The sequence below is a fragment of the Phytohabitans aurantiacus genome (assembly GCF_027923225.1).
Classification (GTDB): Bacteria; Actinomycetota; Actinomycetes; order Mycobacteriales; family Micromonosporaceae; genus Phytohabitans; species Phytohabitans aurantiacus.
The window spans coordinates 65970-91577 of sequence record NZ_BSDI01000052.1; the positions used below are offsets into that span (position 1 = coordinate 65970).

25 protein-coding genes and 1 riboswitch are annotated in these 25608 nt (G+C 71.9%); of the genes, 15 read left to right on the forward strand and 10 right to left on the reverse strand.

Translation table 11 applies throughout. The annotated features are described in order from the left end of the window. Positions 1–801: 801 nt before the first annotated feature. The gene (locus QMG73_RS36210) at positions 802–1572 is read left to right on the forward strand and encodes a hypothetical protein (RefSeq protein ID WP_281903438.1); all 771 of its coding nucleotides are present in this window, start codon (positions 802–804) and stop codon (positions 1570–1572) included. Between the two features lie 15 nt (positions 1573–1587). Next, positions 1588–2568 (forward strand): hypothetical protein, encoded by a 981-nt coding sequence (locus tag QMG73_RS36215; RefSeq protein WP_281903439.1) that lies wholly within the window; start codon positions 1588–1590, stop codon positions 2566–2568. Between the two features lie 476 nt (positions 2569–3044). Here QMG73_RS36215 and QMG73_RS36220 read toward each other — a convergent pair whose 3' ends face one another. The 5 genes from QMG73_RS36220 to QMG73_RS36240 form a co-directional block, all read right to left on the reverse strand. Then, the gene (locus tag QMG73_RS36220; RefSeq protein WP_281903440.1) at positions 3045–3170 is read right to left on the reverse strand and encodes a hypothetical protein; all 126 of its coding nucleotides are present in this window, start codon (positions 3168–3170) and stop codon (positions 3045–3047) included. Further along, positions 3167–4579 (reverse strand): replication-associated recombination protein A, encoded by a 1413-nt coding sequence (locus QMG73_RS36225; RefSeq protein ID WP_281903441.1) that lies wholly within the window; start codon positions 4577–4579, stop codon positions 3167–3169. The genes QMG73_RS36220 and QMG73_RS36225 overlap by 4 nt, the downstream gene beginning before the upstream one ends. 51 nt (positions 4580–4630) lie before the next feature. Continuing rightward, positions 4631–4843 carry a hypothetical protein gene (locus QMG73_RS36230; protein ID WP_281903442.1) on the reverse strand — a complete coding sequence of 71 codons (213 nt, stop codon included), beginning with the start codon at positions 4841–4843 and terminating at the stop codon, positions 4631–4633. Between the two features lie 1224 nt (positions 4844–6067). Further along, positions 6068–7912, reverse strand: coding sequence for an aspartate--tRNA ligase (gene aspS, locus QMG73_RS36235; protein WP_281903443.1), 1845 nt, complete (start codon positions 7910–7912; stop codon positions 6068–6070). Positions 7913–7988: 76 nt separating this feature from the next. Beyond that, positions 7989–8747 (reverse strand): hypothetical protein, encoded by a 759-nt coding sequence (locus QMG73_RS36240; RefSeq protein WP_281903444.1) that lies wholly within the window; start codon positions 8745–8747, stop codon positions 7989–7991. A gap of 200 nt (positions 8748–8947) precedes the next feature. Between QMG73_RS36240 and QMG73_RS36245 the strand changes: the two genes are divergently transcribed. The 7 genes from QMG73_RS36245 (at position 8948) to QMG73_RS36275 (ending at position 13891) form a co-directional block, all read left to right on the forward strand. Continuing rightward, positions 8948–9505, forward strand: coding sequence for a hypothetical protein (locus QMG73_RS36245; RefSeq protein WP_281903445.1), 558 nt, complete (start codon positions 8948–8950; stop codon positions 9503–9505). Between the two features lie 63 nt (positions 9506–9568). Further along, positions 9569–9871, forward strand: coding sequence for an urease subunit gamma (locus QMG73_RS36250; protein WP_281903446.1), 303 nt, complete (start codon positions 9569–9571; stop codon positions 9869–9871). Next, positions 9868–10164, forward strand: coding sequence for an urease subunit beta (locus tag QMG73_RS36255; RefSeq protein WP_281903447.1), 297 nt, complete (start codon positions 9868–9870; stop codon positions 10162–10164). Before QMG73_RS36250 ends, QMG73_RS36255 begins: the two co-directional genes overlap by 4 nt. Then, positions 10161–11867 carry an urease subunit alpha gene (locus tag QMG73_RS36260; RefSeq protein ID WP_281903448.1) on the forward strand — a complete coding sequence of 569 codons (1707 nt, stop codon included), beginning with the start codon at positions 10161–10163 and terminating at the stop codon, positions 11865–11867. The genes QMG73_RS36255 and QMG73_RS36260 overlap by 4 nt, the downstream gene beginning before the upstream one ends. Continuing rightward, a complete protein-coding gene (locus QMG73_RS36265; protein WP_281903449.1) occupies positions 11867–12511 on the forward strand; it encodes an urease accessory protein UreF in 645 nt (214 codons plus the stop codon). Before QMG73_RS36260 ends, QMG73_RS36265 begins: the two co-directional genes overlap by 1 nt. Then, positions 12501–13169 carry an urease accessory protein UreG gene (gene ureG, locus QMG73_RS36270; protein WP_309299568.1) on the forward strand — a complete coding sequence of 223 codons (669 nt, stop codon included), beginning with the start codon at positions 12501–12503 and terminating at the stop codon, positions 13167–13169. Before QMG73_RS36265 ends, ureG begins: the two co-directional genes overlap by 11 nt. Then, entirely contained in the window at positions 13166–13891 is a 726-nt protein-coding gene (locus QMG73_RS36275) for an urease accessory protein UreD (protein ID WP_281903451.1), read from the forward strand. Before ureG ends, QMG73_RS36275 begins: the two co-directional genes overlap by 4 nt. Here the strand turns inward: QMG73_RS36275 and QMG73_RS36280 are convergent. Then, positions 13874–14572, reverse strand: a complete 699-nt coding sequence (locus QMG73_RS36280) for a hypothetical protein (RefSeq protein ID WP_281903453.1) — start codon at positions 14570–14572, stop codon at positions 13874–13876. The two genes, QMG73_RS36275 and QMG73_RS36280, sit on opposite strands and share 18 nt — an antisense overlap. A gap of 110 nt (positions 14573–14682) precedes the next feature. Between QMG73_RS36280 and QMG73_RS36285 the strand changes: the two genes are divergently transcribed. From QMG73_RS36285 to QMG73_RS36310, 6 genes are all read left to right on the forward strand, one after another. Further along, entirely contained in the window at positions 14683–15066 is a 384-nt protein-coding gene (locus tag QMG73_RS36285) for an SSI family serine proteinase inhibitor (RefSeq protein ID WP_281903455.1), read from the forward strand. Positions 15067–15319: 253 nt separating this feature from the next. Then, positions 15320–15433, forward strand: a riboswitch (guanidine-I (ykkC/yxkD leader). Between the two features lie 52 nt (positions 15434–15485). Then, entirely contained in the window at positions 15486–16595 is a 1110-nt protein-coding gene (locus QMG73_RS36290; RefSeq protein ID WP_281903489.1) for an agmatinase family protein, read from the forward strand. Next, positions 16592–17581: an ABC transporter substrate-binding protein gene (locus tag QMG73_RS36295; RefSeq protein WP_281903457.1), complete on the forward strand. Its 990-nt coding sequence runs from the start codon at positions 16592–16594 to the stop codon at positions 17579–17581. Before QMG73_RS36290 ends, QMG73_RS36295 begins: the two co-directional genes overlap by 4 nt. Continuing rightward, positions 17578–18432 (forward strand): ABC transporter permease, encoded by an 855-nt coding sequence (locus tag QMG73_RS36300; protein ID WP_281903459.1) that lies wholly within the window; start codon positions 17578–17580, stop codon positions 18430–18432. Before QMG73_RS36295 ends, QMG73_RS36300 begins: the two co-directional genes overlap by 4 nt. Continuing rightward, a complete protein-coding gene (locus QMG73_RS36305; RefSeq protein WP_281903460.1) occupies positions 18429–19196 on the forward strand; it encodes an ABC transporter ATP-binding protein in 768 nt (255 codons plus the stop codon). The genes QMG73_RS36300 and QMG73_RS36305 overlap by 4 nt, the downstream gene beginning before the upstream one ends. Before the next feature lie 115 nt (positions 19197–19311). Continuing rightward, positions 19312–21351 (forward strand): serine/threonine-protein kinase, encoded by a 2040-nt coding sequence (locus QMG73_RS36310; RefSeq protein ID WP_281903461.1) that lies wholly within the window; start codon positions 19312–19314, stop codon positions 21349–21351. Positions 21352–22065: 714 nt separating this feature from the next. On the opposite strand, the gene QMG73_RS36315 is transcribed toward QMG73_RS36310, so the two are convergent. The 4 genes from QMG73_RS36315 to QMG73_RS36330 all read right to left on the reverse strand — a co-directional run bounded on the left by QMG73_RS36315 (position 22066) and on the right by QMG73_RS36330 (position 25595). Further along, a complete protein-coding gene (locus QMG73_RS36315; protein ID WP_281903462.1) occupies positions 22066–23628 on the reverse strand; it encodes an MFS transporter in 1563 nt (520 codons plus the stop codon). A 21-nt stretch (positions 23629–23649) separates the two neighbouring features. Beyond that, a complete protein-coding gene (locus QMG73_RS36320) occupies positions 23650–24102 on the reverse strand; it encodes a GNAT family N-acetyltransferase (RefSeq protein WP_281903463.1) in 453 nt (150 codons plus the stop codon). Between the two features lie 421 nt (positions 24103–24523). Next, entirely contained in the window at positions 24524–25051 is a 528-nt protein-coding gene (locus tag QMG73_RS36325) for a GNAT family N-acetyltransferase (protein ID WP_281903464.1), read from the reverse strand. A 67-nt stretch (positions 25052–25118) separates the two neighbouring features. After that, a complete protein-coding gene (locus QMG73_RS36330) occupies positions 25119–25595 on the reverse strand; it encodes a winged helix-turn-helix transcriptional regulator (protein ID WP_281903465.1) in 477 nt (158 codons plus the stop codon). Between the last annotated feature and the right edge of the window lie 13 nt (positions 25596–25608).

Genomic DNA, 25608 nt, shown 5'->3' on the forward strand with positions numbered 1-25608 from the left:
CCCCGACCCGGGAACCGACGCCGAGCCGACCCCAGGCACCGACGCCGCACCGGCGACCGGGCCCGATCCGCTCCCCGGCACCGAAGCCGCTCCCGCCGCACCGGGCATGGGCACGCTGGCCCCGCCTCGTGCCGGCGCCACCGGACTACCGGGCGGCGCTACCGGACTGCCCGGCGGCGCGACACCGCCCCGGGGCAACGGCGGCGGCTCCGGGTATGCCCCGTGAGCCGGCCCACCGCGCTGCGGCCGGCCAAACTGCGCACCCGGCCCTTCGGGGCCAGCGCCGCGCGCCGACTCCGCGCCGGCTCGCCCAGCCACATCCCCGGTCGCCTCGCCAGCACCACGCCGCCTCGCTCCACCGGACCCACGCGGTCCACCAGAGCCGTCAAAGCCCTCAGCCCCCTCGGGCCCACCAAACCCGGCCCCGCCACGCCCACGCGGCCCTCCAGGACCGTCAAAGCCCCCAGTGCCGCCTGGTCCCTCTGGCAGGCCGCCGCGCGCCGGTGGCCTGCCCGGCCGACCAGCGGGCGCCTCGGGCCCAGGGCCAGGTACCGGCGGCGCGCCGGCCATGCCCATGCCCGCGACGGGGCCACCCGGCAGCTCCGGCCCGCCCCCACGCACTCGCGGTCCACCCCGTGGTTCCGGTGCACCGCCCCGCACGCGCGTACCGCCGGATCCGCCCGGACCACCCGGTGGCTCAGCTCCACGCGAACGCGGCCCAGGCGGCGACGACGGCTCACCCGGGAAGCGCGGACGATCGGGGCCGGCCGGACCGCCCGGCCCCGCGAACGGCGCTTCACCGTGCGGCGCACCGGGTGCCATGGGCGGCTCACCCGGCCGGCGCTGCGCCCCAGCGCCTCGTACGCGTGCCGCCCCACCCGGCGGTGGCACGGCGCCCTGCCGACCGGGCACCACCGGCGGCGCGGCGGCCGGCGGCGCGTCCATCGGACCAATCCCGGCGCGCCCACCAGGCACCCCCGGACGGCCGCCCGGCTCGTCCACCGGCCCGCGTCCCGGAGCCGGTCGACCGCGCCCGGCCAGCACATCGCCAGTACCGTGCCGGCCACCCGGCCCGTCAAACGGTGCGTCGCCACCATGCCGGCCGCCAGAGTCGACCGGCGGCGCGTCACCACCGCGCCGACCACGCCCGGCCAGTACGTCGCCCGTGCCATGCCGGCCACCCGGCGCCGCTACGTCTCCAGTCCCGTGCCGACCACCCGGCCCATCGAACTGCGTGTCGCCACCATGCCGCCCGCGACCAGCAAGAACATCGCCCGTGCTGTGCCTACCACCCGGCGGCACCTCACCGCCGCGCCTGCCAGCGGACGGCACTTCCCCACCCTGCTGGCCAGCCGGCGGCACGTCACCGCCATGCCTGCTGCCGGGCGGCACCTCACCGCCGTGCCGGCCACCGGGCGGCACCTCACCACCGCGCCTGCCAGCGGACGGCATCTCACCACCCTGCTGGCCAGCCGGCGGCACGTCACCACCATGCCTGCTGCCGGGCGGCACCTCACCGCCGTGCCTGCCACCGAGCGGCGCTTCACCACCGTGCCGGCCACGACCGGCTAGAACGTCACCCGTCCCGTGCCGGCCACCGGGCGGCATTTCCCCGCCCTGCCGGCCACGACCCGCGAGGACGTCCCCGGTGCCATGCCGGCCGCCAGGCCCCTCGAACTGCGCGTCACCATCGGACCGGCCGGCCGCGACATCACCCGTGCCATGCCGGCCAGCCGGCGGCACAGCTCCCTGCCGGCCACGCCCGGCCAGAACGTCACCAGTTCCGTGCCGCCCGCCCGGCGGCACGACCTCCCCGGTCCCGCGCCGGCCACCCGGCCCGTCGAACTGCGTGTCACCACCACGCGGACCACCACTGGCCATGACGTCGCCGGTCCCATGCCGACCCCCCGGCCCGTCACCACCGCGCGGGCCATCACCCATCACATCGCCAGTGCCATGCCGCCCGCCCGGGCCATCAGCACCGCGAGGACCACCGCCACCCATCACATCGCCAGTGCCACGGCGGCCACCCGGCCCATCAGCACCGCGCGGGCCATCACCCGTCACATCGCCAGTGCCACGGCGACCGCCCGGGCCATCCGCGCCGCCCAGCACATCGCCGGTGGCAAACCGGCCACTCGGGCCGCCGTCCCATGGGGCGTCGCGGCGGCCGGCGCGCGGGTCGTCCGGGGGCGGCGCGGCGCCCGCCCAAGGCACGTCCTGTTGGACCGGAGGCACTTCGTCACCGCGGCCACCGAACCGGCTTCGCGGACCCGTGCGCTCGCCCGCGACCGGGCTTTCGGGGGCTGCGCCACCACGGGCACCAGCGGGGCCACCTCGCGGCGGCAACGGCGGCGGAATCTCCGGGGCGTTGCCGGAAAGTGGCACCTCGGGAGCGTTGCCAGAGAGCGGCACCACCCGCTCGACCGGTCCAGCGATCGGCGGACCGATCGGGCCAGCCTGCGGCGGAACCGTACCGCGCGGCGCAGCCCCCCGACCCGGCGGCGGCTCGACCGGCAGCCGGCCGATCCCGGGGAACGATCCCTGTGGACCCGGCCTCGCCGGTGACTCAGCGTACGGGTCGGGCTGGCCGGAGCTTGGATGGCGAGGCGGCAGGTCGGTGGCCGCGTCGGCCGGTCCGGGTACGGCTGGGTCGCCGGAGCCAGCGAAGCGGCGCGGCGGGGCGGGAGCCCCGGAAGGCAGCGGAGGCGTTGGGGCGGCAGCGGGCGGACGCGGCTGGGTCACAGCCGAGCGGGTATCGGGACCCGGTGACTGCTGCGACGCGGGCGGACGCGGGGACTCCTCCTCCGGCGGCCGGCGGCCGGGCCAGGCCTCGCCTTCGGCCTCTTCGTCGCCAGTGGGCAGCTTCGAGTACGCGGACGAGCCGGACGCACCCACCGTCGCCGCGCCGATGGCCGAGCCATCCTGCTTGGCGGTACGCAGGTCGTCGATCCAGCCGAGCTCCTCGCCGGGTACCGCCTCTTCGGCGGGCGCCTCCGGTTTGCCTCGGCCCCAGCGGCGCCCCCGGCCACGCCGGTCGTCGCTCACTGTGCCTCCTGGTTCGCTCGGTCGGGCGGCGCCAGAGGGCGGCGCTTGGACCGCGCGCCGCGCAGCGACTTCGTCGGCGCGTCGCTCAGTCCAGGCGCCGCCGCGCCACCTACCTCGCTCACTGTGCCTCCTCGTCCTGGTTCGTCCGCTGGTTGGGCTCGGCACCGCGCACGATCCGGCGCAGCACGGGGAGGCGGGCGACGATGTCCCGCTCGGCTCCGTGCGAACTCGGTTCGTAGTAGTCGGCCCCGGCCAGGTCGTCCGGAGCGTACTGCTGCGTGACCACTCCGCGCGGATCGTCGTGCGGGTACCGGTACCCGATGCCGTGCCCGAGCCCGCGCGAGCCCTGGTAGTGGCTGTCGCGGAGGTGGCGCGGCACCCCGCCGCCCCGCCCCGCGCGGACGTCGGCCATGGCGGCGCCGATCGCGCGGGTGGCGGAGTTCGACTTCGGTGCCGTGGCGAGGTGGATCACGGCCTGGGCGAGGTTGAGCTGCGCTTCGGGCAGCCCGACGTATTCGACGGCGTGCGCCGCGGCGGTCGCCACCGACAGCGCGCTCGGGTCGGCCATCCCGACATCTTCACTGGCGAAGATCACCATGCGCCGCGCGATGAACCGGGCGTCCTCGCCCGCCACCAGCATCCGTGCCAGCCAATGCAGCGCCGCGTCGACGTCGGATCCGCGCATGCTCTTGATGAACGCGCTGGTCACGTCGTAGTGCGCGTCACCGTCACGGTCATAACGGACGGCCGCAACGTCGACCGCCTGCTCGGCGGTGGCCAGGTCGATCTCGGTGGACCCGAGCGCGACAGCCGACCCCGCGGCGGCTTCCAGTGCGGTGAGCGCCTTGCGCACGTCACCGCCGGCGAGGCGTACCAGATGATCCTCTGCCTCGGCGGCGAGGGTGACCTCGCCGCGCAGCCCTCGCTCGTCGGCGATCGCGCGCCGCACGAGGCCGCGCACCGCGTGGTCGTCGAGCGGCTGCAGCGTGAGCAGCACGCAGCGTGACAGCAACGGCGAGATGACCGAGAAGTACGGGTTTTCGGTGGTCGCGGCGAGCAGCGTGACGACGCGATCCTCGACGGCGGCGAGCAGCGAATCCTGCTGCGTCTTGCTGAACCGGTGCACCTCGTCGATGAACAGCACCGTCGGCCGCCCACCGGCCCGGCGCTCACGGCGAGCCGTGTCGATCACCGCGCGGACGTCCTTGACCCCCGCCGACAGCGCCGACAGCGCCACGAACCTGCGGTCGGTCGCGCCCGCCACCAGGTGCGCGATCGTGGTCTTACCGCTGCCGGGCGGTCCCCAAAGAATCACCGACATGGGCGACGCGCCGCTGACCAGCTGGCGCAGCGGCGCGCCGGGTGCGAGCAGGTGGTCCTGCCCGACCAGTTCGTCGATCGAGGCGGGGCGCATGCGCACCGGGAGCGGTGAGTCGGCGCGGGGAGGCGTGAAGCCGCCGACGTCACCGCCCCCGGCGGGTGCTGTGCGCACGCCGGTGTCGGCAATAGAGAACAGGCCGTCGGGCTCCATTACCGAAAGACACTACCGGCCGGATCTCCAACGCCCGAAATGTCGCGGACGCTATCCGCGACCCGGACGGCGTCCGCGATACCACCGGCCACCACCGCCGGTGCCAGGCCCACGGCCGACGCCCGCGAAGTACAGCGCGAGGGCGAACAGTCCGATGAGCACGAGGGTGTTCCAGTTGAACAGGTCCGGGGCGCCGAGATCCGAGTCGAGCAGGTCCAGCAGCAACGCGAACCCGAAGACTGCCGCCGCGATGATGGCGAGCATCGTGTCCTCCTATCCGGGGGATTCCTGCCGCCGTATGTACCCCTCGTCACACCCCGCCAAGCGTCCACCGTGGACATTTCTAGAGCCGGTCTCTTGTCGACGCTTCGTCACGGACGGTGACATTTCGTACACCGTCAACCGCCTCGCCGCTCGACCGCGCCGGCTCCGCGCGACCCTGCGCCGCTTCGCGCCGTCGTCCGCGCCTCACTACCGCGCGGCACTCCGCCACGGCCCGCCGCGGGCCGCCGCCGCGGGCCGTGGCGGGCCGCCGCCGGCGCGGGCCGGCGCGCGCCGCCCTTTTCCCGCCGATCAAGGGCGAATGCACGTGGTTGGATCTCTTTTCCGCGTGTGTTTGCCCTTGATCCATGCAGATCTCCTTGATCGGCGCCGCCGAGTGTGGGCATTCCGGCGATCTGTCACGGTCGCGGCTACGCGCGCTCCCAGCCAGGTCAAGCCCGTCCACCGCGGTCGATCCGGCGCCGCCAGGCGCCGCCCACCGACCAGATTGTCCGGATCGCGCCGCGGGCCTCCCGAGCCCTACGATCGCGGACGCCTACCGATCAAGAAGCCCTGGCCCTCCGGGCCACCCACAGCCGGCTGAAAGAGGGGCAAACCAGCCCGCGCCCGTCCTTTCTCCCGGCGCCGCCGCCCGTCCGTGACGGCGTGTCGACACGCCTTGCACGCCGATCAAGGCCGATTGCACGCCGATCAAGGCCGAATGCACGTACTTGGATCTCTCCTCCGCGCACGTCCACCCCCAGACCAGCCCAACACGGCGTGTCGCCACGCCGTGTGCGCCGATCGAGGGCAAATACACGCGATTGGATCTCATTTCCGCGTGCATACGCCCTTGATCGGTGCGAATGGCCTTGATCGACGCGCAGAGCGCGGCGGCACACCGCCGCCAACCGCTCAAACCCGGCGGCTAGCCCGGCCACCATGACCCGCCGCCTCACACCCCCGGGGACGTGTCAGGACGCCCACCGATCGCGGACACCCGCCGATCAAGGACATTCGCACCGATCAAGGCCGAATACACGCGGAAAAGAGATCCAACCACGTGCATTCGCCCTTGATCGGCGGAAACGGCGCCCAGGGCAGCGCCGCCAAGGCACCGCAAGGCGCGAAACGACACGGAACGGCGCGGAACGGGCGAGCGAGCGCCGCGGAACGGGCGAGCGAGCGCCGCGCCGAAGGCGCGAAAACGTGCGGATGGCTGGCGCGTTAGCTCGCGGGGTCGACCGGGGCGGCCGTGCCGGTCGTGCCCGGAGTGGGCGTGCCGGGCGCGGGCTTGGGCTTGGCGTCGACGCCCGCCTCCAACCGCTGCTGGGCGGTGATCGGTGTCGGGGCGCTGGTCAACGGGTCGTAGCCGCCGCGCGTCTTGGGGAACGCGATCACCTCGCGGATCGAGTCGGCGCCGGCGAGGAGCATGCAGACCCGGTCCCAGCCGAACGCGATGCCCGCGTGCGGCGGCGGGCCGTACTTGAACGCCTCCAGCAGGAAGCCGAACTTGTCGTTCGCCTCGTCGGGCGTGATGCCGAGCAGGTCGAAGACGCGCCGCTGTACGTCGCCGCGGTGGATACGGACGGAGCCGCCGCCGATCTCGTTGCCGTTGCAGACGATGTCGTACGCGTACGCCAGCGCCCGGTCGGGAGCCTGCTCGAACCCAGCCTCCCACTCGGCGTTCGGCGAGGTGAAGGGGTGGTGGACGGCGGTCCAGCCGGCTGCCTTGCCCTCCTGGGAGTCGGTGGCCTCGAACATCGGCGCGTCGACGACCCAGCAGAACGCCCACGCGTTCGCCCCTCCGTCGACGGAGTCGATGAGGCCCGCGCGACGAGCGATCTCGATGCGCGCGGCACCGAGCAGTTCCTGCGCCTCACGGGTGTTCGTCGAGGCGGCGAAGAAGATCGCGTCGCCGGGCTTGGCGCCGACCGTGTCGGCGAGCCCCGACAGGTGCGCCTCGTTGAGGTTCTTGGCGACCGGCCCGCGCGCCTCGCCGGTCTCGGCGTCCAGCACCACGTACGCCAGGCCGCGCGCGCCCCGAGCCTTGGCCCAGTCCTGCCAGCCGTCGAGCTCCTTGCGGCTCTGCCCGGCGCCACCCGGCATGACCACGGCGCCGACATAACCGCCGGCCTCGATCGCCCCCGCGAAGACCCGGAACTCGGTGCCGCGCAGGTAGTCGGTCAGCTCGGTCAGCTCGACCCCGTACCGCAGGTCGGGCTTGTCGGACCCGTACCGCGCCATCGCGTCGTGCCACGTGATCCGCGGGATCGGCCGGGTGACCTCGTACCCGATCGTCTCCTTCCACAGGGCCGCGACGATCGCCTCGCCCAGCTCGATCACGTCGTCCTGCGTGACGAACGACATCTCGATGTCGAGCTGCGTGAACTCGGGCTGCCGGTCGGCGCGGAAGTCCTCATCGCGGTAGCAGCGGGCGATCTGGTAGTACCGCTCCATGCCGCCGACCATCAGCAGCTGCTTGAACAGCTGCGGCGACTGCGGCAGGGCGTACCAGGTGCCGGGCTGGAGCCGCACGGGCACCAGGAAGTCGCGGGCGCCCTCGGGCGTCGACCGGGTCAGCGTCGGCGTCTCGATCTCGACGAAGTCACGCGCGTGCAGCACGGACCGGGCGACCTGGTTGACCTGGGAGCGCATCCGCAAGGCTCGCGCGGGGCCGCTGCGCCGCAGGTCCAGGTACCGGTACCGCAGGCGGATGTCGTCACCGGCGTCGACGTTGTCGTCGACCGGCACCGGCAGCGGCGCCGCCTCGGAGAGGATCTCCAGGACGCTCGCGGTGACCTCGATCTCGCCGGTGGGTAGCTCGGGGTTCTCGTTGCCGTCCGGGCGGCGCTCGACCGCACCGGTCACCTTGACGCAGTACTCGTTGCGCAGCGCGTGCGCGACCTGCATCTCTTCGCGGAAAACGACCTGCACGACGCCCGAAGCGTCGCGCAGGTCGACGAAGATCACTCCCCCGTGGTCGCGCCGGCGGGCCACCCACCCGGCGAGCGTCACCGTCGTGCCGGCGTCCGAGGCGCGCAGGCTGCCGGCGTCATGGGTACGGATCACGGGAGCTTCTCCTTAGCTAACGGGATTGCCCCGACATTCTGTCAGGCGTACCCGGTAGCGGCCGCGCCACCCGCCGTCAGCGTGGAATGTTCCACGCGGTCGCCTTGAGGGTGACCGCGCCGCCGTCCGCGACACCCGTGATCTCGACGAGGACCATACGTTGATCGTCGCCGCGCTCGTTGGCCGCGACGAACGAGGTGGTCAGGCACAGCACCACCCCCTTGCGCACGGGCACCTTGGCCTCGCCGAGCGGCGCGGTGCGGATCTGCTCCGCGCAGTCCTGCGGCGTCGAACCGGCGCTTCCCGATTCGCTGCCCTCCACGCCGTCGCCGAGGCGCAGATACAGCAGGTTGCCACTGCAGTCACCACTCAGCACCAGGTCATAGCCGGTCGAGGCGACGTTCGCCCGGGGCTCGTCCAGGTCGGCGTACATCGAGTGGTTGCACTCGCGAGCCTTCAAGGTCAAGGACTGCTTCTCGTACTTGGGCGTGTAGACGGTGCGCTCGTCCAGTGGAGCCGGTTCACCCGTCCCGGCGGGCTCGACCGGCTCCTCGGACGGCAGCGGCTCCGCAGCGGAAGAGGGCGAGGACGAAGGAGAAGCGGCCGCCGGTGCGACAGGCTCGGCGCGCCCCGCCAGCGCCACCTGCTTGGCGTCCTTGGCCTGGTCGATCGCCCGCCACGCGAACACCGCCGACCCGAGCGCCAGCAGCAGCGCCAGCCCCGCGACCGCGAGGGCGGCGACGCCGTACGGCAGCCGCTTGCCGGACACCGGACCGGCCGGTAGCGGAGGGCGGGGCGGCGGAATGACGACGTTGGGGTTCGGCGCGCTCACCACGCCACCTCCTCGTTTCGAACTGTTTCAAAGGGAACGCATTTATCGCACGACCGACTGCCGATCACTGTCACATATACGTCCACGATTGAGCGACTTCCACAATGGGCGGTGGCCCCGATAATGAGCGCCTGTCATTGGAGTCGAGCAGAATCGAGGCCGCACGGATGAGACGCGCCGAGAGGATCGGAATCGCGATCGGCGTGATCACGCTGGTCACCTCGTCGGCCATCGCGCTGGCCGCCTGGCGATGGCCACAGCCGGTCCCGGAGAAGCCGACGCCACCGCCGACGACAGGCGCGAAACCAGCACCGGTGAAAGTCGAAGACGCCACGTACCTCGACGCGCTCAGCCCCCAGTCCGGTGCCGCGAATTTGACGAAACTCCCCCGCGAACTCGCCGACGAATCCGGTTACGAGCACGCCATTGTCGTACGCTGTCCAACCAATCAGGCCAACGACAAGGTACGTTCGGTCAATTATCTCGTGCGCGGCCGGTATCTCGATTTCTCCGCCACGGTGCGCCCCTATTACGAAGCCGAAAAGGACGCCCGCACGTACGTCTACGCGCTGTCCGGCGTGAAGGAACGAGACGGCACGCTCACGCAGCGGACCCGCGGCACCCAGTTCGAGGCGACGATGACGCGCCCGGCGCGCCTCGACGCGGAGGTGGAGGGCGCCGAGGAGCTGACGATCCAGGTGCGGTGCGAGGCGCCGGAGGGCGTGATCGTTCTAGCGGGCGCGCGGCTCGTCAATTCCTGACGCACGCGCTGCGTAACATGTCGGCAACGCATGGGTGGCACGATCCGGCCCGGAGGTGTTCGAGTGTTTCTGACCCGCCATGAGCAGGACCGGTTACTGATCCACGTCGCCGCCGACGTGGCCCAGAAGCGTCGAGATCGCGGCCTCAAGCTCAACTATCCAGAGGCGACCGCGATCATCACGGCGTTCCTGCTGGAGGCGGCCCGCGATGGGCGCACCGTCAGCGAGCTCATGGAGGCGGGACGGCAGGTGTTGACCCGCGACGACGTGCTCGAAGGCGTGCCGGAGATGCTGGCCGAGGTGCAGGTCGAGGCGACGTTCCCGGATGGCACGAAGCTCGTCACCGTCCACGAGCCGATCCCATGATCCCCGGAGAGGTCATCCCCGGCGACGGCGACATCGAGATCAACGCCGGCCGGCCAGTGCTGTCGCTCGCGGTGGTCAACACCGGCGACCGGCCGATCCAGGTGGGCTCGCACTACCACTTCGCCGACGCCAACTCGGCGCTCGACTTCGACCGCGCGGCGGCACAGGGGCATCGGCTCGGGGTTCCCGCCGGCACGTCGGTCCGGTTCGAGCCCGGCGTGCCGCGCGACGTCGACCTGGTGCCCCTGGCCGGCCTCCGCGTGGTGCCGGGCCTGGTGAGGCGGGACGCATGAGGATCGATAGACGGCGATACATCAGCCTTTACGGGCCGACCACCGGCGACCGCATCCGGCTCGCCGACACCAACCTGCTGATCGAGGTCGAAGAGGACCGCAGCGCCGGCGGCGACGAGGCGGTGTTCGGCGGCGGCAAGGTGATCCGCGAGTCGATGGGCCAGTCGCGGGCGACGCGCGCCGAAGGCACCCCCGACACGGTGATCACCGGCGCGGTGGTGCTCGACCATTGGGGCATCGTCAAGGCCGACGTCGGCATCCGCGACGGGCGCATCGTGGCCCTGGGCAAGGCCGGCAACCCCGACACGATGGACGGGGTCCACCCCGACCTGGTCATCGGGCCGGGCACCGAGGTGATCGCCGGCAACGGAAAGATCCTGACCGCGGGCGCGATCGACAGCCACGTGCACCTGATCTGCCCCCAGATCCTCGAAGAGGCGCTCGCCAGCGGCATCACCACGATCCTGGGCGGCGGCACCGGTCCGGCCGAGGGCTCCAAGGCCACGACGGTCACCCCGAACGCGTGGCACCTGGCGCGGATGCTGGAGGCGCTCGACCCCTGGCCGGTCAACGTGATGCTGCTCGGCAAGGGCAACACGGTCAGCGAAGAGTCGATGTGGGAGCAGCTGCGCGCCGGCGCGGGCGGGTTCAAGCTGCACGAAGACTGGGGCACCACGCCGGCCGCGATCGACGCGTGCCTGCGGGTCGCCGACGCGTCGGGCGTCCAGGTCAACATCCACACCGACACGCTGAACGAGGCCGGTTTCGTCGAAGACACCCTGCGCGCGATCGGTGGCCGGGCGATCCACGCCTACCACACCGAGGGCGCTGGTGGCGGCCACGCGCCCGACATCATCACGGTCGTCGCCCACCCCAACGTGCTGCCGTCGTCGACCAACCCGACCCGGCCGTACACGCGCAACACGCTCGACGAGCACCTCGACATGCTGATGGTCTGCCACCACCTCAACCCGGCCGTGCCCGAAGACCTGGCGTTCGCGGAGAGCCGCATCCGGCCCAGCACGATGGCAGCCGAAGACGTCCTGCACGACCTCGGCGCGATCTCGATGATCGGCTCCGACTCGCAGGCGATGGGGCGCGTCGGCGAGGTCGTCCTGCGCACCTGGCAGACCGCGCACGTCATGAAGGAACGGCGGGGCGCGCTGCCCGGCGACGGCGCCGCCGACAACCATCGGGCCAGGCGGTACGTCGCCAAGTACACGATCTGCCCGGCGGTGGCGCACGGCATCGAGGGCGAGGTCGGGTCGGTCGAGCCGGGCAAGCTCGCCGACCTGGTCCTGTGGGATCCGGCGTTCTTCGGGGTGCGGCCGCACCTGGTCGTCAAGGGCGGCCTGATCGCGTGGGCGCAGATGGGCGACGCGAACGCCTCGATTCCCACGCCGCAGCCGGTGCTCCCCCGGCCGATGTTCGGCGCCTATGGCGCCGCGCCGGCGGCGACGAGCGTCGCCTTCGTAGCCCCGGCGGCGGTCGACGCGGGTCTTGCTGACCGCCTCGCGGTCGCGCGCCGTCTGGTGCCGGTGGCAGGTGTACGCGCACGCGGCAAAGCCGACATGCCGCTCAACGACGCGATGCCGCGGATCGAGGTGGAGCCCGACACGTTCACGGTGCGCGTCGACGGTGAGGTGATCGAGCCGAAACCGGTGATCGAGCTGCCGATGGCCCAGCGATACTTCCTGTTCTGATGTCGATCACCTCGCTGCTGCTGCTCGCCGACGGGCGGTTCCCGTCCGGCGGGCACGCGCACTCGGGCGGGCTGGAGGCGGCGGTGACCGCGCGCCGGGTCACCGGTGTCGACGACCTCGGCGCGTTCCTACGTGGACGGTTGGCCACCGCCGGCCTGGTATCGTCGGCCTTCGCTGCGGCGGCCTGCTACTCCACTGTGGACGCCTCCAGTTTGGACGCCGGGCTCGACGCGCGCACGCCCTCCCCCGCGCTCCGCCGCGCGTCGCGGGCACAGGGCCGGGCGTTGCTGCGCGCCGCACGCCAGATGTGGCCGCTGCCCCCGCTGCCGGCGAGCCCGCATCAGCCGGTCGCGCTCGGCGTGGTCGCTGCCGCCGCCGGCCTCGACCACACACAGGCGGCCCTGGCCGCCGCGTACGGCACGATCACCGGCCCCGCCAGCGCCGCCGTGCGCCTGCTCGGGCTTGATCCGTACCGGGTACACGCGCTACTCGCCGGCATGGCGACCGACTGTGAGACGGTGGCCGCACGGGCCGCCGCACACGCCGGTTCGCCGGTCGACGACCTGCCCGCCGCGTCAGCGCCGTTGCTGGACGCCGGTGCCGAGATCCACGCGCGCTGGGAGGTGCGTCTCTTTGCCAGTTAACGAAACGACGCAAGCTGAGCACATTCACCCCGACCCCCACGCCCCACTCGAAGCCGGCCAACGCGCTTTGCGGGTGGGCATCGGCGGCCCGGTCGGCTCGGGAAAGACGGCTTTGGTCGCCGCGCTGTGCCGCGCGCTCGCCAGCGAGCTGCGCCTGGCGGTGGTGACCAACGACATCTACACCACCGAAGACGCGGACTTCCTGCTGCGCAACGGCGTACTGCCGGCGGAGCGGATCAAGGCGGTGGAGACGGGTTGCTGCCCGCATACCGCGATCCGCGACGACATCTCCGCCAATCTCGACGCGGTCGAAGACCTCGAGGCCGAGCTGGGTCCGCTGGATCTGGTACTGGTGGAGAGCGGCGGCGACAACCTGACCGCGACGTTCAGCAAGGGGCTGGTCGACCAGCAGATCTTCGTCGTCGACGTGGCCGGCGGCGACAAGGTGCCGCGCAAGGGTGGTCCCGGCGTCACGTCGGCGGATCTGCTGGTGGTCAACAAGACCGACCTGGCACCGCTGGTCGGCGCCGACCTGTCCGTGATGGCCCGCGACGCCGAGGCCCGCCGGGGTGCGCTGCCAACGGTGTTCCTCTCGCTGGTCGAGGACCCGTCCGCCAAGCCCGTGGCCGACTGGGTCCGCGGTCTGATCCACGCGTGAGAGCGACCGCCCGGATCGTGGCGGTCGCGGGCCGAGGCGGCACGCGGCTGGTGACCATGCGGTCCGAGCCGCCGCTCGTGCTCCGCCGCACCGGTCCGGAGACGGCCCATCTCGTCGGCGGCGCGGCCGGCCCGCTGGGCGGTGACCGGCTGCGCGTCGAGGTCGAGGTGGGCCCGGGCGCGCGCCTCTGCCTGCGGGCCGTCGCCGCCTCACTGGCGCTGCCCGGTGCCAGCGGCGGGGCGTCACTGCTGGAGGTGGCCGCCACCGTGGCGGCCGGCGGGCACCTGCGGTGGCTGCCCGAGCCGCTGATCGCCGCCCGCGGCTGCGACCATGTTGGACAGTCTACAGTGGAGCTTGCCGAGGGCGCCGCGCTCGTGTGGCGCGAGGAACTGGTCTGCGGCCGCCACGGCGAGCAGCCCGGCGACGCGCGCCTTGAAACGACCGTGCGCTACGCGGGCGGTACCATCATGCGCCAGGAAGTGGCGGTCGGACCGCGCGCCGCGGGCTGGGACGGCCCGGCGGTGTTGGGCGGCGGCCGCGCCACCGGTTCGCTGCTGGTGGTCGATCCGGCCTGGGCCGACAAGCCACCGGAGCCCGCGGTGCTCGGGCCCAGCGCGGCGTGGATGCCGCTCGTGGGGCCGGCTGCCCTCGCGACCGCCACCGGCGCCGACCTCCGCGAGGTCCGCGCCGCTCTCGACGAGTGCCTACCCGACGACGTATGAGATCGCGTACTTCCCCTTGCCGGCCGAGCGCTTGAGGGTCTTTTCGATCGCGCGGACGTCGTCGTAGGGCCCCTGGATGAAGGTCGGCATGCCGTCCAACCCGAAGGTGATGTCGCTCGGCCCGGTCCACGGTCCAAGGAGATCCGCGACCGGCGCGTAGTCCGGGTGCGGCTCGAATCCGAGCCCGCGGGCGTAGTCGACGGCGCCGAAGACCACGTGCCGCGCCTGCTCCACCGGTATGGCGAGCGCTCCACCGTCATAGTTCGCGAAGTAGTTGGCGAGGAACTCGGGCAGCTCGCGCTCGTTCATCGCCGCGCCCAGGGCGTTCTTCACACCCAGGCAGTAGACGTCGATCAGGAAACCGGCGACCTGGAGCTTGGAGCTGTGCCTCGGCCGGCGGGCGACCATCACGGCCGCGAGCCCGCGAGTCGTCAGGCCGGGCATGTCGACGTCGACCCACTCGAGGTGGCCGTTGACGGTGAGCCCGTCGCTCCAGCCACCACTGATCCAGCACCCGGCCAGCTCCGATACCGGCGCCGGGACGTCGCCGCTCTCGGCGGCGGCCCGGATGAGGGGCGCCACCTCGGCCGGCGTCATGCCAAGCGCGCGGGCGATCACCTTGGGTGGTGCGCCCTTGGCGCGCATCTCGCGCACCCGTTCCAGGGTCTCGTGGTCGGCCACCGCGCCATCATGCCGCACGGTCGTTGATCTGACCCACGTTGGCGCGAACCTTCACGCATCTGATTGACATCTATATAGGAGGAGGTCGTTCTCACCCACGGGAGGATTCGATGAGAACACGCACCGCCGCGGCGGCCCTTGCCGCCCTCGGAGCCCTGGCGATCTTCGCCCCACCCGCCGCGGCCGCGCCGGCCGCCGGCGACAACGAGGTCCGGATCTACAGCCCGAACGGCGTGATCCTGGTGGACTGCGGCCCGTCCGGCCCGGGCCTGCCCACCCACCCGCACCAGAAAGAGGTCTGCTCGGAGATCAGCGACGCCAAGGGCGACATCAAGTCGATCCCGCCGCTGCCGGGGCAGGGCTGCACGGACGTGTGGGACCCGGTGCTGATCGGCGTGACCGGGCGCATGGACGGCAAGGAGATCCTGTTCAGCGAGTTCCAGCCGAACTCGGGCTGCGCGGCCATCTCGCACGGCCACGTGTTCCTGTACTAAGGGCGAGTCGGCACCCGCCGGGCGCGCCGCTCTGCCGGGCGCACCGCTTGCCGATCAAGGAGATTCGCATCGATCAAGGGCGAATGCACGCGGAAAAGAGATCGAACCACGTGCGTTCGCCCTTGATCGACGGAAAAGGGCGAGGAGGGCGGCGCGCGCGTGCGACGCCCTCATCTGCGTCGATACATAGGCGTAACCAACGGGCAAAGTATCCGCAATGGGCAGCCGGTCTACTGCGGAAGACTCACCACAGGTGAGGCGCGCCTAGGGTTCCGCCGCCCCAGCAGCGGGCGGGCCTGGTCCGAGAGACGCAGGCGCGGCGGCATCGAGCCGCCGCGCTCCACGGCGGGACAAAAGCCCGGGAGACAGCCGTTCCTGGCTGTATCCAGCCAGGCCTTCGCCCGGAGGTGCCCGTGGGAATGTTCCATAACCACTACGGTCCCGAGGCCCGCTACGCCGTCGAACGCGAGGCCGAACTGCCCACCACGAAGTGGGAGGAAGAGGTCGCGCGCGGGTTGGAGTACGGGCTGCCCGGCGCCGACTCCATCGTCGACAAGCGCATCCCGACGTTCTCCCGCGGCGAGTTGCCGCACTTCGCCGGCATCAACACGTTTCTGAAGGCGCCGTACCTAGAAGACGTGCGCCGCTGCGGCGAGTACGACGTGGCGGTGCTGGGCGCGCCCTTCGACGGCGGCACGACGTACCGTTCCGGCACGCGCTTCGGCCCGCAGGGCATCCGCAAGATCTCCGCCCTCTACGGCCCGTACTCGTTCGAGCTCGGCGTCGACCTGCGCGAGTCGATCACGATCGCGGACCTCGGCGACGTGTTCACCATCCCCGCCAACATCGAAAAGACCTTCGACCAGATCTCGAAGGCGGTCAGCCACGTGTACTCCTCCGGCGCGTTCCCGGTGGTGCTGGGCGGTGACCACTCGATCGGGTACCCGACGGTGCGCGGGGTCGCCGAACATCTCGACGGCAACCTGGGGATCATCCACTTCGACCGGCACGTCGACACCCAGGAGACCGACCTCGACGAACGGATGCACACGACGCCCTGGTTCCATGCGACGGACATCCCCAACGTCCCGCCGAAGAACCTCGTGCAGATCGGCATCGGCGGCTGGCAGGCGCCCCGCCCCGGCGTCAAGGTGGGGCGCGAGCGCGGCACCACGATCATGACGGTTACCGACTGCGTCGAGATGGGCATCGAGGCCGCCGCCGAGCGCGCCCTGGAGGTCGCGTGGGACGGCGCGGAGGCGGTGTGGCTGTCGTTCGACGTCGACTGTCTGGACGCCGCGTTCGTACCCGGCACCGGCTGGCCCGAGCCCGGCGGCTTCCTCCCGCGCGAGGTGCTCAAGTTCATCCAGCTCATCGCCGAGCGGCCGCTCGCCGGCATCGAAATCGTCGAGTGCTCCCCGCCGTACGACAACGCCGAGATCACGTCCCTCATCGCCACGCGCGTCATCTGCGACACCCTCGGCTGCCTGGTGCGGGCCGGCCACCTCCCCCAAAGGAGCACGTCATGAAGAGGCTTCTCGCCGCCGCCGCGGCGGCGCTGCTTTTGCTGGCCGCGTGCGGGTCCACAGAGGACGACGCCGCCGGTGAACCGACCACGGTACGCATCGGGTTCAGCGCCTGGCCCGGCTGGTTCCCCTGGCAGGTCGCGCAGGAGCAGGGCCTGTTCGCCAAGAACGGCGTGACCGTCGACCTCAAGTACTTCGACAGCTACACCGACAGCCTCACCGCCCTGTCGACCGGCAACCTCGACGCCAACAGCCAGACCCTCAACGACACGCTCTCCTCGGTCAGCGGCGGCGCGCAGCAGACCATCGTGCTCGTCAACGACAACTCCACCGGCAACGACCAGATCATCGCCAAGCCGGGCATCGACTCGGTTCTTGAGTTGAAAGGCAAGACGGTCGCCGTCGAGCAGGGCACGGTCGACCACTACCTTCTGTTGCTCGCCCTCCAGAAGGCCAGACTGTCCGAAAAGGACATCACGGTGAAGCCGCTGCTGACCGATGCCGCCGCGGCCGCGTTCCTCGCCGGGCAGGTCGACGCCGTCGGGGCGTTCGCGCCGTTTACCACCACGGCGCTCGGGCTCGCCGGCAGCAAGGCCATCGCCACCTCCGCGGACTTCCCCGGCGCGATCCCCGACCACCTCGTGTTCACCGCTGACTTCGTCAAGGACCACCCCAAAGAGGTACAGGCCATGGTGGACACCTGGTTCGAGACGCTGGCGTGGATCAAGGCGAACCCCGACGCGGCCATCAGCATCATGGCCAAGAAGGGCGGCGTCAGCGACGCCGACTACAAGACCTATGACGCGGGTACCACTATCTTCGCGCGGGAGCAGAACCTCGCGGCATTCGAATCGGGTACCACGCCGGCGCACCTGGACTACCAGGCCAAGTCGATCGCGCAATTCCTGGTCAAGGCCGGCCTGGTCGACGAGGAGCCGCCCCTCGATGGCCTGTTCGATCCGACGTTCGTCAAGGCATCGTCCTCATGACCGTGACGGCGCCGGTGGAAAGATCGCACCGGGAGTGGGATCCGCTCCCCCGCCGCCGGCCCGCCCGGCGGGTGCCGAGCCTGCTCGCCATCCGCAGCCCGATAGCCCCGGCGGCGAGGTGGACGCTGGCGGTGCTGTCGGTGGCGGTGCCGCTGGTCGCGTGGCAGGTCGGCAGCGTACTGGTTGACGGGCGCCCAGACTTCCTGCCCTCGCCGGCCGAGGCGTGGGCGGCCGGTGTCGAGATGGCCCGCTCCGGTGTCCTGTGGACCGACGCGTGGGCGACCGTGGCGCGCGTGCTGCAAGGCTTCGGGCTGGCCGTGCTCGTGTCGGTGCCGCTCGGTATCCTGATGGGCAGTTTCCGGGCCGCCCAGTCCGCCCTCGAACCGGTGATAGGCCTGCTGCGCTACCTCCCAGCGAGTGCGTTCATCCCACTGCTGATCATCTGGCTGGGCCTCGGCGAGCCGTCGAAGATCGCGCTGCTGTTCATCGGCACGATCTTCTTCAACACGCTGATGACCGCGGACGCGGTGCGGCAGGTGCCGACCGCGCTGATCGACGTGTCGTACACCCTCGGAGCAAGACGTGGAGAGGTGCTGCGCAAAGTGATCGTGCCCGGCGCGCTCCCGGGCATGCTCGACGCCATCAGGGTCAACGCGGCCGCCGCGTGGAACTTCGTGGTGGTCGCCGAGCTGATCGCCTCCGAGTCGGGCCTCGGGTACCGGATCGTGCGGGCGCAACGGTTCAACCAGATCGACCGCATCTTCGCCGTACTCGTGGTCATCGCCATCATCGGCTTGACGATCGACCTGCTGCTGCGCCTGACCCGCGACCGAGTCGGGCGGTGGGTGTGAGCGCTGTACTCGAGTTAGCCGGCGTGGTGAAGGATTTCGGCGCGGTGCGCGCGCTCGACGGCATCGACCTGACCGTGCCGCGCGGTCAGTTCCTCTCCGTCGTCGGCGCCAGCGGCTCCGGCAAGTCGACACTGCTGTCGCTGGTGGCCGGGCTCGCCCGGCCCACCGGCGGCGAGGTGCGCCTCGATGGCCGCGCGGTGAGCGGCCCGGGACCGGATCGCGGCCTGGTCTTCCAGCAGGGCGCCGTGTACCCGTGGCGCACCGTCGAGCGAAACGTGGGGTTCGGGCTGGAGCTCCTGCCGATCAGCCGGGCCGAGCGCGCCCGCAGGGTCACCTGGTACCTGGACGAGACCGGACTGGCCGACCTGCGTCACGCCCTGCCGAAGCAGCTGTCGGGCGGCCAGCGGCAGCGGGTCGCCATCGCGCGGGCGCTCGCCTGCGAGCCGGAGGTGCTGCTGCTGGACGAGCCGTTCGGTGCACTGGACGTGCAAACCAAGGAGGACATGCAGATCCTCATCCGGCGGGTCTGGCGCGACACCGGCACGACGGTCCTGATGGTCACGCACGACGTGGAGGAGGCCGTGTTCCTCGGCCAGCGGGTCGTGGTGCTCGCCAGCGACCCCGGTCGGATCGCGGCCGACATCGCTGTCAATCTGCCCGACGATCGTGAACTGTCGGCAAAAAGACTCCCTGAATTTCTCGCCCTACGCATCCAAGTAGAGGATCTCGTCCGTACCTATCACCGACGTCACCAGGCAAAATAACGATCTGGACCGGGCAGTATCGGATCATCAGCCGACACTGCTACGTACGGATCTGGGATGGCTTGCCTCCTTACCTGGTGCTGGAGTAGTGGTGCGGCTACGGGGAGGTCAAGCTGTGGCGTCGGAGCGACGCCTTGTCGCAGGCCGGTACTTCCTGGAATCGGTCATCGGCACGGGCGGTATGGGGGTGGTCTGGCGAGCCTACGATCTGCGCCTCGCACGTTGGGTCGCGATCAAGGAGATCCGCTTCGACCAGTACGTCACCCCGCAAGAGCGGGATGAGATCAAGCAACGCGCGATGGTGGAGGCGCTCAGCGCGGGCCGCCTCTTCCATCCGAACATCGTGGCCGTCTACGACGCGGTCGAAGACGCCGACCAGCCGTGGGTCGTCATGCGCCTCGTCGAGGGCCGGTCACTGCGCCAGCTCGTCAAGGAAGACGGGCCGCTGGAACCGATGGCCGCGGTGCGACTCGGGCTGGGCCTGCTCGACGCCCTCGACGCCGCCCACGCGGCCGGCGTCATCCACCGCGACGTCAAACCCTCCAACGTCCTCGTACAGGCCGACGGCCGCCCGCTGCTGAGCGACTTCTCCATCGCCACCGTCGGCGACCCCCAGGCCGCCATCCGCACCGTCGCGGTGATGGGAAGCCCCGGGTACGTAGCACCGGAACGCCTGCACGGCGCACCCGGTGGCGCGCCAGCAGACCTGTTCGGGCTCGGCGCGACGCTGTTCTTCGCGGTCGAGGGCGTGGGCCCGTTCGCGCGCGGCGACACCATGGCATGCCTGGTCGCGACCGTCTGCGAGCCGCACCCCCGCCCCCGCCGGGCCGGACCGCTCACCCCGGTGATCGACGCGCTACTCGCCAAGAACGTCGCCGACCGCCTCGACGCGGCCGGAGCGCGCGAGGCACTACTGAAGGCCGCCCGCCCACGCCGGCGCCGCCGGGCAGTGCCGCCGCACCCACTGCTGTTGTCCCGCCGCGCGTACCTTCCCCCGTGGCGCGCGGCACCGATCGACACCGCGGCAATACTCGCGTCGACCGCATCGGCGGCGCTTGACTCCGCCGAGCCCCTGGCCGGCACGGCACGCCTCGCCTCTGATTCCGCCTCCGCCTCCGCCGAGCCACTGGCCGGCACGCGCCTCGACTCCGATCCCGACTCCGCCGAGGCGCCGGTCGGCACGGCGCGCCTTGCCTCCGACCCCGGCGGGCCGCTGGTCGGCACGGCGCGCCTCGCCTCTGATTCCGCCTCCGCTGAGCCAGCGGCCGGCCCGACGCGCCTCGCCTCCGACCCTGACTCCGCCGAGCCGCCGGTCGGCACGGCGCGCCTCGATGCGGCGGCGGCAGGCGCTGACCGTCCGGCGATGCCCGGCGGGCGAGCGACGGCGCGGTTCACGGCGGACGCTCGCGGTGACCGCCCGCGCCCGGCGACCCTGGTCCGGCGGCGGATCGGCCGGCGCGGTCGCGTCGCCCTCGTCACGTCAGCGGCCGCCCTGTTGCTGCCGATGGCGGCGGCACTGGCCAGCCTCACCTCGACACCGAGCGGCCCCAACGGCGAACGGATCGTCGAGGCCCGACCGGTGCCACCGGGCATACCCGCGACCAACCCGCCACGCAAAGGGCTCACCCTCGCCATGCCCGACCTCGCGTCACCGAACAGCACCCCGCCCCCGGAGGCCCTCCCCGGCGCCGTGCTGACCACCGAGCCCGTCGCACGGACCGCCAGCCCCACTCCGAAACCGAGCGGAGGCGGCGGCGCGGCACCGACCACCCGGGCCCCGCGCCCACCCGCACGCGTCACCGGCGTGGCCGTCAACGTCACGGTCGCCGCAGACTGCACCTACACCGTCGACGCGACCGCGACCGTCTCCGGCGCCACCATGGTGGTGTACCAGGTCACGGCCGTCGACGGTTCGACCAGTACGCACACCACGACCGCCACGGCGGCCGGCACCGTCACCCTCCCCGTTTCCGGGGGCGGCCCACTGACGACAGGCCCCGCGCGAGTACAGGTCACCGTCCTCGAACCGACCCGGCTCTCCGCGACCGGCTCCGCCGACGTACCGCCGGAGTGCTCACCCACCGCGACCCCATCCGCGACCGCGTCGATCACCCCCACAGCGACCGACCCCGCCCTCACCCCTTCCCCGACGTGACGCAGGCGTAGTCGCAGGCTCGCTTTTGGGCGCCCCGGTGCGCTCATATGCCCCGGTCCGCGTCACCTGCGGACCGCATGCTCCCGCGGGCACCGCGCGAGCCGGCGGCTCGCAAGCGCTCGCCGAAACCCCCGGCCCACGCTGCCAGCACCGCCCGCCAAGCCCGACCCCAACCGACCCAGCAATATCCCGGAAGATGTCCCCTCAACCCGCCCCGGACCCAACAAAAACCCCGAACATGTCCCGACCCCGGCGCCCCGCCCCGACGTCCTGCGCCCCGCGCCGCGTGCCCGCGCTCTGGCGCCTGGCATCCCCGCCTGGCATCCCCGCCTGGCGTCCCCGCCTCTGGCATCCGCGTCCCGGGCCCCGCGCCGGGCGCCCGGCGGCGCGCGTCCCGCGCCCGGCGTCCGGCGGCGCGCGCCCCGGGCCCCGCGCCCCGCGTCTGGCGGCGCGCGTCCCGCGCCCGGCGTCCGGCGGCGCGCGTCCCGCGCCTGGCGTCGCGCATCTGTGACACGGGCGCCCCTGGCGTCCGCCGATCAAGGGCAATCGCATGGATCAAGGGCAAAAACACGCGGAAAGAGATCCAACCACGTGCATTCGCCCTTGATCGGCGGGCGGCGGGAGGCGGGGAGGCGTGCGGAGCGGGGCGACACGCCGTCCCGGACGAGCACGACGCCAGCCGCAGGACGCCGGACGCGGCACAGCCGGAGATGCTTAGGCGGGAAGGAGGTGGGTTACTTCGGGGGTGCCGGTTACCAGGGCACGGGCGCGCTCCTCGGCCTCGCGGTCGGCGCCGGTCAGGCGGCCGCCGTGCTGGCGGAGGTGCTCGTCCCAGGATGGCACCGTGTAGACCTCCACGAAGCGTCCCGCCACCGCACCGTCGCGGTACAGGCCCCATCGGGTGGCGCCGGTTCGCTGGCGGGACCGCCGCACCGCACGCATCGCGGCCACGAAGTCGGTCTCGCGCTCGGGCGGGACCGCGTACGCCACGCTCACGAGGATCGGGCCCGCGGCCGGGTCGGGGTCGAGTACCAGGTGTGGCTCGGGCCAGTAGATAGTGGGTTCGCGGTTGAGTCCCGCCACGTCCATCAGCGGCCAGAGTCGCACGCTCACCGCGCCCGCGAGCATCACGATCGTCGCCACCACGTACGTCGTGACGAGGCCCTGCCAGTCGGCCAGCGCGCCCCACAACAGCGCACCCAACGCCTGCCCGCCCGCGAACACGACCTGCCACACCGACAGCCCGCGCCCGCGTACCCAGTTTGGCAGGAAGAGCTGGAGTGCCGCGTTGACGCTGGACAGTACGGTCATCCAGGCCACGCCGGCGGGCAGCAGCACCAGTGTCACCACGAACGCGTTGCGCACGAGCCCCAGCACCAGCAGCGCCACCCCGAAGGTCAGCCCAGCGGCGGCCAGCAGTTGGTTTGGCGTGAGGCGTTCCCGTACCCGAGGCAGAACCAGAGCGCCCACGACGGCGCCGACGCCCATCGCGCCGAGCAACATGCCATATCCGCCCGCCCCCAGCGCGAGCCGGCGGCTCGCGACCAGCGGCAACAGCGCCCATAGGGCGCTGCCCGGCAGCACGAACAGGCTGGCACGCAACAGGATGCGCCGCACGACCGGCGAGTGCCGCACGTACCGGCCACCCGCGCGCAGCGCCGCGGTGAATCGCTCGGGGGCGCCCGCGGGCCCGTCGACGGGGCGCCGCCACCGCAACAGCACCAGCCCGAACACGAGGAACGACAGCGCGTTCAGCCCGAAGACCGCCGCCACGCCGACGCCAGCCACCAGTACGCCCGCGATCGCCGGGCCGACCGAGCGGGCCAGGTTGATGCTGATCGAGCCGAGCGCGGAGGCGGCCGGGAGCTGCGGCCGCGGTACGAGCTCCGGGATGATCGCCTGCCATGCCGGCAGCGTCAGCGCCTGCCCGACTCCCAGCGCGAACGTCAGCGTCAGCAGCAGCGCCGGCGGCATCTTGTCGGCGGCGGTCAGCGCGGTGAGCAGCGCGCCCACCCCTACCAGGAATCCCTGGACCGCGATCAGCAGCCGCCGCCGGTCGAACGTGTCGGCCAGCGCGCCCGAAGGCAGTGCCAGCAGCAGTACGGGCAGCATGCTCGCGGTCTGCACGAGCGCCACGAGCGCCGAGGAGTCGCGCTGCTCGACCAGCAGCCACTGCGCCCCGACGGTCTGCATCCAGGTGCCGATGTTGCTCGCCAGTACGGCGATCCACAGGCTGCGGAAGGCCGCGATCCGCAAGGGCGCCCAGGTAGAGGTCACTCCGGGGACGCTACCGGTCTTTCACAGGTCTAGGACGCCGACAGTCTGGCCGCCACTCTCCTCGCCTGTCGGCCGGAAACCCAGCTTCAGGTAGAACTCCTCCGGTCCTCCGGCTCGCGGTTCCCAGGTCACGTACGCCTGAGTGCCGCCGCGAGCACGGATCTCCGCGCACACCGCCTCGACGGCGAACCGGCCGTAGCCCTTCCCCTGCGCGTCGGCGGCGATGTTCAGCCGCCAGAGACCGGAACGCAGGTCGGCCTCGGGCTCGGAGCCCCACGGTATGTCCAGGAAGGCCATGAGAAAGCCAACGAGCCGGTCGCCGTCGTAGATCAGTCGCGGCCAGGCGTACTCGGGGAAGATGTACGCCTCGGCCAGCGACTTGACCACCGGCGCGACGAGATCGTCCTGGTCCGGGCGCACGGACAGCTCCAGAGCCGCCTCGTAGTTCTTCGGGGTGACCGCCTCAAGCCGCATGCGCCGGACCCTAGCGCGGTGACACACCCCCAGAACAACGAGATTCTGAGCTCTCGGTCCTGCGCCCGCGTCGCTGAGCCTGGCCCGATCAACGGCACGCGCATCGCGCCGGGCACGGCGCCACGCCGCTTTCCGCCGATCAAGGGCGAATGCACGTGCTTCGATCTCTTTTCCGCGTGCATCTGCCCTTGATCGACGCGGATGGCCTTGATCGACGCGCAGGGCGCAGCGCGCGGCGCGCGGCGTGCAGGGCGCAGGGCGCAGCGCGCAGGGCGCAGCGGCGCGCCGCTTCCGTCGATCAAGGGCGAATGCACGTGGTTGGATCTCTTTCCGCGTGCATCTGCCCTTGATCGACGCGGATGGCCTTGATCGGCGCGCGGCGCGCAGCGCGCGGCGCGCAGGGCGCGGGGGCGCGTCGTTGCTAGTAGGTGGGGGCGGGGTCGGTGCGCAGGCGGCTGTAGAGGTAGCCGTCGCGCCATTGCCCGGCGCGGAACTCGCACGCCCGCACCACGCCCTCGAGCTGGAAGCCGGCCTTGACCAGGGACTTCTGCTCGGCGGCGTTTTCCGGGTGGGTGCCGGCCTGGACGCGCTGCACGACCGTGTGCTCGAAGAGGTAGTCCGTCAGCATCGCCTGCGCCCGCCAGCCTATGCCCTGCCCCCGCCACTCGGGCAGCAGCGCGATTCCGATCTCGTAGTGCCTGCCCGCGGCGCCGTACTGGCCAGCGGAGTAACTGACGAGCCCCGCCGCTGACTCGCCGTCGACCTCCACGATGAGGCGGCCGTCCTCGTCGCCGAGGTAGCCGTCGGTGGCGAACCGGCGGGCCGGCGCCTGCGCGTCGCGAAACCCGGCCCAGTCCAGGCCGATGAGGCCCGGCTCGGTCAGGAACCGTCGGAACATTGCCAGATCGTCCTCGGTGACTGGACGCAGCCGGACGGAGTGATCAGTCATCCCGAAACTCTAGGCCCGTGATCAGGGCGTCCCTCAAGTCGCTCTAGCGGCTTGAGGGACGCCCTGATCACGAGGGGCGGCGCCGGGCGCCGGGGCCGGGGGCGCTGGCGACCTCGCGGGGCTTGAGGGCGTCGTGGCCGTGGGAGCAGCGCATCACGGGCGACACCTCGCCGCCGCAGTCCCGGTGCACCATGGCGACCGGCGGCCCTTCGGGATCGGCCAGGTATCGGTTGCCCCACTCGCTGAGAGCGACGAGCAGCGGGTACAGGTCGAGGCCCTTCTCGGTGAGGCGGTACTCGTGGCGGACGCGGGCGCCCGGCTCACGGTAGGGCTCGCGGCGCAGCACACCGTGCTCGACGAGCATGGCGAGGCGGTTGGCGAGGACCTGCCGGGAGATGCCGGTGCGTTCACGCATGTCGTCGAAGCGCCGGATGCCCGCGAAGATGTCGCGCAGCACCACGAACGTCCATCTCTCGCCAAGGATCTCCATCCCGCGGGCGATGGTGCAGTTGTCGATGGACCAGTCGAGTGCTGTAGGTCTCACTCCACCCAGGCTA